Annotated in this window: 6 protein-coding genes and 2 pseudogenes; 1 reads left to right on the top strand and 7 read right to left on the bottom strand. The window is 74.3% G+C overall.

The genetic code is table 11. From position 1 onward, the window contains the following. Positions 1 to 37: 37 nt before the first annotated feature. The 4 genes and pseudogenes from RIN80_RS21510 to RIN80_RS21495 form a co-directional block, all read right to left on the bottom strand. Positions 38 to 1,276 carry an FAD-dependent oxidoreductase gene (locus tag RIN80_RS21510; protein ID WP_309097262.1) on the bottom strand — a complete coding sequence of 413 codons (1,239 nt, stop codon included), beginning with the start codon at positions 1,274 to 1,276 and terminating at the stop codon, positions 38 to 40. Between the two features lie 104 nt (positions 1,277 to 1,380). Continuing rightward, positions 1,381 to 2,325: an RNA polymerase sigma-70 factor gene (locus RIN80_RS21505; RefSeq protein ID WP_309097261.1), complete on the bottom strand. Its 945-nt coding sequence runs from the start codon at positions 2,323 to 2,325 to the stop codon at positions 1,381 to 1,383. 10 nt (positions 2,326 to 2,335) lie between these two features. Then, on the bottom strand, positions 2,336 to 2,761 hold the full coding sequence (locus RIN80_RS21500; RefSeq protein WP_309097260.1) for a hypothetical protein: 426 nt from the start codon (positions 2,759 to 2,761) through the stop codon (positions 2,336 to 2,338). Next, a pseudogene (locus RIN80_RS21495) lies at positions 2,758 to 3,186 on the bottom strand (hypothetical protein); the annotation flags it as partial. The gene RIN80_RS21500 and the pseudogene RIN80_RS21495, both read right to left, overlap by 4 nt. Before the next feature lie 183 nt (positions 3,187 to 3,369). On the opposite strand from RIN80_RS21495, the pseudogene RIN80_RS21490 reads away from it, so the two are divergent. Then, positions 3,370 to 3,507, top strand: a pseudogene (locus RIN80_RS21490) (peptidase); the annotation flags it as partial. 7 nt (positions 3,508 to 3,514) lie between these two features. Here the strand turns inward: RIN80_RS21490 and RIN80_RS21485 are convergent. The 3 genes from RIN80_RS21485 to RIN80_RS21475 all read right to left on the bottom strand — a co-directional run bounded on the left by RIN80_RS21485 (position 3,515) and on the right by RIN80_RS21475 (position 7,738). Next, positions 3,515 to 4,192, bottom strand: a complete 678-nt coding sequence (locus RIN80_RS21485; RefSeq protein ID WP_309097259.1) for a response regulator transcription factor — start codon at positions 4,190 to 4,192, stop codon at positions 3,515 to 3,517. Beyond that, positions 4,189 to 5,424 (bottom strand): sensor histidine kinase, encoded by a 1,236-nt coding sequence (locus tag RIN80_RS21480; RefSeq protein WP_309097258.1) that lies wholly within the window; start codon positions 5,422 to 5,424, stop codon positions 4,189 to 4,191. Before RIN80_RS21480 ends, RIN80_RS21485 begins: the two co-directional genes overlap by 4 nt. A 106-nt stretch (positions 5,425 to 5,530) precedes the next feature. After that, positions 5,531 to 7,738 (bottom strand): MMPL family transporter, encoded by a 2,208-nt coding sequence (locus RIN80_RS21475; protein ID WP_309097257.1) that lies wholly within the window; start codon positions 7,736 to 7,738, stop codon positions 5,531 to 5,533. Positions 7,739 to 7,918 lie beyond the last annotated feature (180 nt).

Here is a 7,918-nt window from a genome sequence, read left to right as displayed (position 1 = left end):
GGGGCACCCGCCCCGGGGCCCGGCCTCGTCCCGCCCGTCAGGCCGCCGCCTCGACCGACGGGTTCGCCGCGACGGCTCCGGCCGCGACCCGCCGGCGGCGGGCCGGCCCGATGACCGGGTGGGTGACGCCCCAGGCCGCGCCCTTGCAGACCAGTTCCTTGTAGAGGGCGGCGAGCCGGCCGGTCAGGGCCGCCTCGACGGCCCGGTCGTCGGCGGTGACGTACTGGATCAGGCCGTCCCCGCGGCCCAGCGAGACGCACTGGTTGAAGTACCTGATCGACACGTTCGGCAGCTTTCCGCCGGTCAGGCGGGCCGCGATGGCGTCGGCGGCCTGCCAGGCCATGGGCACGCCCGAGGCGCACGACATGCGCAGCGGCTTCCCGCCGGGGCCCGTCGCGAGGGCCGCGTCGCCGACGGCGTACACGTCCGGGTGCGAGACCGAGCGCATGGTCCGGTCGACGACGATCCGGCCGGTGTCGGTGACCTCGAGGGCGGTGGCCCGGGCGATCGGGTGGACGGCGAAGCCCGTCGTCCACACGGTGACCGCGGCGGGCACGGAGCCGCCGTCGGCGGTGGTGACGTGGTCGGCCGCGACGGAGGTGACCTCGGTGTGCTCGTGCACGGTGATGCCGAGCCGGTCGGTCACCTTCCGCACGTGCCGGCGGCCCCGGGGCGACAGCCAGTCACCGAGGCCACCGCCGGCGACGAGGGTGACGTCGAGGTCCGGGCGGGCCTCCGCGATCTCGGTCGCCGCCTCCAGGCCGGTGAGGCCGCCGCCGACCACGACGACGGGCTGTCCGGCGTCGAGGCGGGCCAGGCGCTCGCGCAGCCGGAGCGCTCCGGGGCGGCCGGCGATGTCGTGGGCGTGCTCGGCGACACCGGGCACGCCGTGCGCGTTCCAGCCGCTGCCGAGCGCGTACACGAGCGTGTCGTACTCCAGTTCCTCGTGCGACGGCTCCGCGTCCCCGGGCTGCCCCTGCCCCGGTGTGCCGGAGTCGTGCGGGGCGGTGACGGTGACGGTCCTGCGGTCGACGTCGACGGCGGTGACCCGCGCGAGCTTCACGGCGACGCCGGTGCCCCGGAACATCTCGTCGAAGGGCCGGGGCGTCAGGTCCTGGCCGACGGCGAGCTGGTGCATCCGGACGCGCTCGACGAAGTCGGGCTCGGCGTTGACGAGGGTGATGGCGACGTCGTCGCGGTGCAGGCGCCTGGCGAGGCGGCCGGCGGCGACGGCGCCGGTGTATCCGGCGCCGAGGACGATGATGCGGTGCTGCATTTCCTGGCTCCTGTCGTTCGCGGATTCACCCCTTGAACCGGGTGGTCCGCCGTTTCCTGACAGGAGTGCGGTGTGAAGCAGCTCACATCGGGGTGAGGGGCGGGTCAGAAGAGCGTGACCAGGGGTTCTCCGTGGTCGGAGGCCGCCCACTGCCGGGTCGCGCGCTCCAGCTTGTCGGGGTTGACCTGGCTGCGGAGCGCGGCGATGCCGTCGGCGGTGATCTCCAGGGTGGTGATGCCGAAGACCCGGCCGTCGACGACCGCCAGGAGGGCGGGCCCGCCGTTGGCGGTGGTGGCGTACATCTCGACCGAGCCGCCGGCCAGGGCGCGCTGGGCCTTGCCCGGCCTGAACATGCCGCGCAGGAACTTCGCGACCGCGAGGGCGCCCTCGAACGCCCGGGCGCGGGCCGGGACCTTGCCGCCGCCGTCGCCGATCGCCACGGCGTCCTCGGTGAGCAGCCGTACGAGCGGTTCGGTCCGGCCGCTGGTGGCGGCGGCGAGGAACTCGTCGATGACCCGCCGCGCGGTGGCCTCGTCGACCTCCGCGCGGGCCTTGCCCGCGGCGACGTGCCGCTTGGCGCGGTGGAAGATCTGCTGGCTGGCGGCCTCGGTGACGTCGAGGATCCCGGCGATCTCCCGGTGCGCGTAACCGAAGGCCTCGCGCAGCACGTACACCGCCCGCTCGTTGGGGGTCAGGCGCTCCAGCAGGGTGAGGACGGCGTACGAGACCGAGTCGCGCTGTTCGGCGGTGTCGGCCGGGCCGAGCATCGGGTCACCGGCGAGCAGCGGCTCGGGCAGCCACTGGCCCACGTAGGTCTCGCGGCGTGCGCGGGCGGAGGTGAGCTGGTTGAGGCACAGGTTGGTGAGCACCTTCGTCAGCCAGGCCTCGGGTACCTCGACGCGCTCGACGTCGGCGGCCTGCCACCGCAGGAACGTCTCCTGCACGACGTCCTCGGCCTCGCTCGCCGAACCGAGGAGCCGGTAGGCCATGGCTTCCAGGCGGGGCCTGAAGGCTTCGAACCGGTCCACGTCCTCCGCGGTCAGGGGCATGGCCCGGATCCTAACGCCCGTGGCGGCCGGGCCGGGTGCCGCCCGGGGCCAGACGGTGGTAGGCGGCGCGGGCGTGGGCGACGCGGGACAGGGCCGTGCCGACGAGGGTGGCGGCGAGCAGACAGCCGAGCCAGGCGGCGTCGCGGTGGCCCGCCCAGGTGAGGGTGCCCATGGGCGGGATGCCGAACGCGTTGAGGAACAGCCAGCACAGGACGGCCGTGCCGGGGGCCGCCGTGAAGCGGGCGCACAGCCCCAGCACGGCGGCGAGCAACGACAGCGCGGCCAGGGCCAGTGCGGGCCGGCCGGGCCCGACCAGGCTGTTGAGGAGCGCCACGAGCACCAGTGCGCCGCCGAAGGCCCCGGCCCAGACCAACGGCGTCGCCACGGGCTGGGGGACGGGCCTGACCCCGGTCCTCAGGGGCATCCACTCGATCATGCCGGCGGTTCCTTCCGCTGTCCTGCACAGCGATTGTGCCGCCGCGTGTGGTGCGCCGGGCACGGTCGGGGGATATGGCGTCTTTGCCCGGGCGCCTTCCGGCCGTTCCCGGCGTGGGGCGTCCGGGCGCCTCGACTGCCCCCGAGCGGCGCACTCTTGGGGCTCTGCGCCGCGGGGGCGGAGACGGTGCGGCGGTCCAGGCGCCGGGCGAGGGGCTCTATCCAGCGGGCGGTGAGCGGGCCGACGACGACCAGGATCAGGACGCAGGCGGTGGCCGGCGGGCCGACCCGCGGCGCGGCGCCGGCGGCGAGCCCGGCGACGACGAGGGAGAACTCGCCGCACGCGACCAGGGTGCCGCCCGTGCGCCGGCGGCCCCGCGGCGAGATCCCGGCGCGGCGGGCGGCCCGGTATCCGGTGGCGACCCTCGCGAACGCGTTCTGCCGCCACAGCCCTCCCCCGTTACCGTGTCCGGCAGCCGCCGGCCGACAGCCGGCACGGCAGGGGACGGGACGGGGCGGGGGCGTAGGGGTGACGGGCATACGCGGCAGGCTGCGCGACGCGTGGGACCGGGGGCGGGAACGCGCCGCCGCCCGGCCGCTTCTGGTCGAGGCTACAACGCGGCCGTGGCCTCCACCCGCGACGGCTCGCGCACCCTCGTCTACAGCGTCAACTCCACCGACGCCAAGGGCCGGGACATGAACCGGGTGGCGGAGCACCTCATGGTGGCCGCCTACGGCAGGCCGTAGCGGCGCCTCACGCCGGGGGTGCCGCGCGGACCAGGCCCGTCTGGTAGGCGATGACGACGAGCTGGGCCCGGTCGCGGGCGCCGAGCTTGGTCATCGCGCGGTGGATGTGGGTGCGCACGGTCAGCGGGCTGAGCACGAGGTCGTCGGCGATCTCGGTGTTGGAGCGGCCCTCCGCCGCCAGGGCCATCACCTCGCGTTCGCGGACCGTGAGGTCGGCCAGGCGCTCCGGCGGCGCCTGATCCGCGCCGGGGGCCGGTGCCATGAGGAAGCGGGTGATCAGGGAGCGGGTGGCCCCCGGCGACAGCAGCGCCTCGCCGGAGGCCACCGTGCGCAGGCCGGCCAGCAGCGTGTCGGCGGTGACGTCCTTGCCGAGGAAGCCGCTGGCCCCGGCGCGCAGGGCCTGGGCGACGTAGTCCTCGGTCTCGAACGTGGTCAGGATCAGCACGCGGGTGGCGGACAGCTCCGGGTCGGCGCAGAGCGTGGAGGTGGCGGCCAGGCCGTCGGTGCCGGGCATGCGGATGTCCATCAGGACGATGTCGGGGCGGTGGGCGCGGGCCAGCTCCACCGCCTCCCTGCCGTCGGAGGCCTCGGCGACGACCTCCATGTCCGCGCAGGAGTCGATGAGGATGCGGAAGGTGGCCCGCAGCAGGGCCTGGTCGTCGGCGAGCAGCACCCTGATGCTCATGCGGTGGTTCCTTCCGGAAGGTGGTCGGCGGGCTGCAGCGGCAGGGCGGTGGTGACCTCGAAGCCACCCTGGGGGCGGGGTCCGGCGCACAGGTCGCCGCCGATGGAGCGGGCCCGCTCGCGCATGCCCATCACGCCGAAGCCGCGGCCCTGGGCGGGCTCCGCCCTGCTGGGGCCGTCGTTGGTGACGGTGATCAGCAGACGGGAGCCGGTGTAGGCGAGCCGGATGTGGACGGCCTCGGCGGCGGCGTGCTTGGTGACGTTGGTGAGGGCCTCCTGCACGATCCGGTACGCGGTGAGGTCGACGCCCGGCGACAGCGGCTGCGGCTCGCCCTCCGTGCTGACGGCGACCTCCAGGCCGGCCGACTCGCACGCCGAGACCAGCTCGGGCAGCCGGGCCAGACCGGGCGACGGCTCCAGCGGGCCGGCCCCGTCGGCGTCGTCGTTCTCGCGCAGCAGCCCGAGCGCGGCCTTCAGCTCCCGCAGCGCGGCGGAGGTGGTGCCGGTCAGGTCGGTGAGGATCTTCCGGCTCTGCTCGGGGCTGGTGAGGGCGAGGTGGGCGGCCGTGCCGGCCTGGGCGTTGGCCAGGGCCATATGGTGGGCCACCACGTCGTGCAGCTCCCGGGCGATGCGCACGCGCTCCTCGGTGACCCGCAGCCGGGCCTCCTCCTCCCGGGTCCGCTCGGCGTGCTCGGCCCGGGCCTGCACGGCGTGCAGATAGGCGCGCCGCATCCGCGTCATGTTGCCGGCGGCGAGGGGGAGCAGCAGCCAGAAGAAGGGGCCGATCGTGCGCAGCAGCAGCGAGAGGTGCTCCATGGAGTGGGCGAACACGGCCGCGACGGTCACCGCCAGCATGGTGACGAGGCCGTAGACGCGGATGGTCTTGCGCGGGGAGACGGTGGCCAGCCAGTACAGCGCCGCCATGATCGGCGCCAGCAGCAGCGGCGTGAGCAGGTAGCCCTTCGCCACCGCCGTCACCGTGCAGGCCGTGTTGACCAGGACGACGGTGCGCGGATAGGCGCGGTGCTTGAGCAGGAAGAGGCAGCCCACGCCCATGAGGACGATTCCGGTCGTGTCCCGGGCCGGCGTGTTCGCGCTGGGCAGCGTCAGGGAGGTGCCGTAGGTCGCGCAGGCCATCAGCGCCAGCGCCGTCGCCAGGTCGACGAGGAAGGGGCGGCGGTGGGCGAACTCCTCCAGGCGGTCCGCGTAGCGCCGCTCCGGGCTGGTGGTCATGGGGCTCTCCGGTCGGTGGACTGCCACCATCGTCATCGATGCGGGGTGGGGACGCCCGAGGGGCCGCCCGTGTCCTTGGCCACGGGCGGCCCCGGGACGGGTCTGCTCAGGTGCGCGCCGGTTCCAGGTCCCGGGCGCCGTCCGGGGCGGATCCGGCCGCCGGCCGGGTGAGGGCCTCCCCCTCCACGTCGACGCGGGGCAGCAGCCGGTCCAGCCACTTCGGCAGCCACCAGGCCTTGTCGCCGAGCAGGGCGAGGACGGCCGGCACGATCGCCATCCGGACGACGAACGCGTCGAACAGGACGGCCGTGGCGAGCCCGAACCCGATCATCTTGATCATGGAGTCGCTCTCGCCGATGAACCCGGCGAACACCGCGATCATGATCAGGGCGGCGGCCACGACCACCCGGGCGCTGTGCCGGAAGCCGGACACGACCGCCCGCTCGGACGTCTCGCCGTGGACGTGGGCCTCCCGCATCCGCGAGACGAGGAACACCTCGTAGTCCATCGCCAGACCGAAGACGATGCCCACCAGGAAGATCGGCATCAGGCTCATGATCGGGCCGGTCTGCTCCACGCCGAACAGCTCCGCCCCGTGCCCCTCCTGGAAGACCACGACGACCGCGCCGAGGGAGGCCAGCACCGACAGCAGGAAGCCGAGGGCCGCCTTCAGCGGGACGAGCAGCGACCGGAAGACCACCAGCAGCAGCACCACCGCCAGGCCGACCACCACGATCAGGTACGGCACCAGCGCCGCCTGCACCTTCGCCGCGATGTCGATGTTCATCGCGGTGGTGCCGGTGACCTCGTAGCTCGCCCCGGTGTCCGACTCGACGCCTGGCCGCTCGTCCCGGATGGTCGTCACCAGGTCCTTGGTCCTCTCGTCGGTCGGCGCCGTCGACGGCACGACCGAGAAGACGGCCGTGTCACCGGCGTCGTTGAAGCGGGCCGGGGCGACGGACACCACGCCCCCGGTGGCGCCGATCTCCTCGGCGACCGTGGCGGCGGCGGCCTTCGGGTCGGCGGCGCCCTTGGCGTCCACGACGATGGTGAGCGGCCCGTTGAAGCCCGGCCCGAAGCCCTCGGCGAGCGCGTCGTAGGCGCGGCGTTCGGTGGTGGAGACCGGCTTCGCCTCGTCGCCGGGCATGCCCAGCTGCAGGCCGGTCACCGGCACGGCCAGGGCGCCGAGGCCGAGCACGCCCAGGAGCAGCACGGGCAGGGGCCGGCGCAGGACGTAGCGGGCCCAGCGGGTGCCGCCGTTGGTCTCGCCGCTGCCCTCGATGCGGCCGCTCCTGCGGGACCGGCGGGTCAGGACGGCGTTCGGCCAGAAGCCGAGGAACGCCGGCACGAGGGTCAGCGCGATCAGCACGGCGACGACGACGGCGCCCGCCGCGGCCAGCCCCATCTTGGTGAGCATCGGGATGCCGACGACGGCGAGCCCGGCCAGCGCGATGACGACGGTGAGCCCGGCGAAGACGACCGCGGACCCGGCGGTGCCGACGGCAAGGCCGGTCGCCTCCTGCGGCGTCCGGCCCTTGGCGCGCTCCTCGCGGTAGCGGGAGACGACGAACAGGGCGTAGTCGATGCCGACGGCCAGGCCCAGCATCATCGCCAGGGTGCCGGTGGTGGTGGACAGGCCGAGGGCGCTGGACAGGGCCAGGATCGTGGCCATGCTCACACCGACACCGATGACGGCCGTGAGCAGGGGCAGCCCGGCGGCGGCCAGCGAGCCGAAGGTGATGAGCAGCACGACCGCGGCGATCGCGACACCGATGATCTCGGCCGCGCCGCCCGGCCCGCCCTCCTCGGCGAGCGCGGTGCCGCCGGCCTCGACGGTCAGCCCGGAATCCCGGGCCTGGTCGATCGTGCGCTCCAGGTGGGCACGGCTGGCGTCGGTGAGGTCGGCCGCGCCGACCTCGTAGGTGACGGTCGCGAAGGCGGTCGAGCCGTCCTTGCTGACCGTCTTCGCCCGGAACGGGTCGACGGCGCCCGCGACCTGCGTCCCGTCGCCCAGGCCGCCGACGGCCTTCTCTATCGCCTCCCTGTTCCCGGCGGCGGTCACCTTCTCACCGCTGGGCGCGATGAACACGACCCGTGCGGTGGCGCTGTCGGCGGTGTCTCCGGGGAAGCGCTCCTCCATCAGGTCGAACGCCTTCTGGGACTCGATGCCGGGCATCGAGAACTCCTCGTCGACGGCGCCCGGAGCCTTGAGGGCGCCCAGCCCCACGGCGGCCAGGACGGCCGCCCAGACCAGGGCGACGTACCAGCGTCGCCTGAAGGCCAGACGGCCCACTCGGTACAGGAAAGTTGCCACGGCAGGAGGTCTCCACATCTGGGTGTCGATCGTCCGCCCAGCGTCTCCGCCCGGGGGCCGTCCCGTCGTCGTGCGGCTGCCGACAATCCGGGGTACTCGCCACGCAGTAGAGCCGGCGCCCGTGTCCACCCCGGGTACGAGATTTCTCGAGCCTTCCGGCGACCCCTGTGCTACCGTCGT

This window comes from Streptomyces sp. (assembly GCF_031181705.1).
Classification (GTDB): domain Bacteria; phylum Actinomycetota; class Actinomycetes; order Streptomycetales; family Streptomycetaceae; genus Streptomyces.
This window is presented reverse-complemented; position numbering and strand designations above follow the sequence as displayed.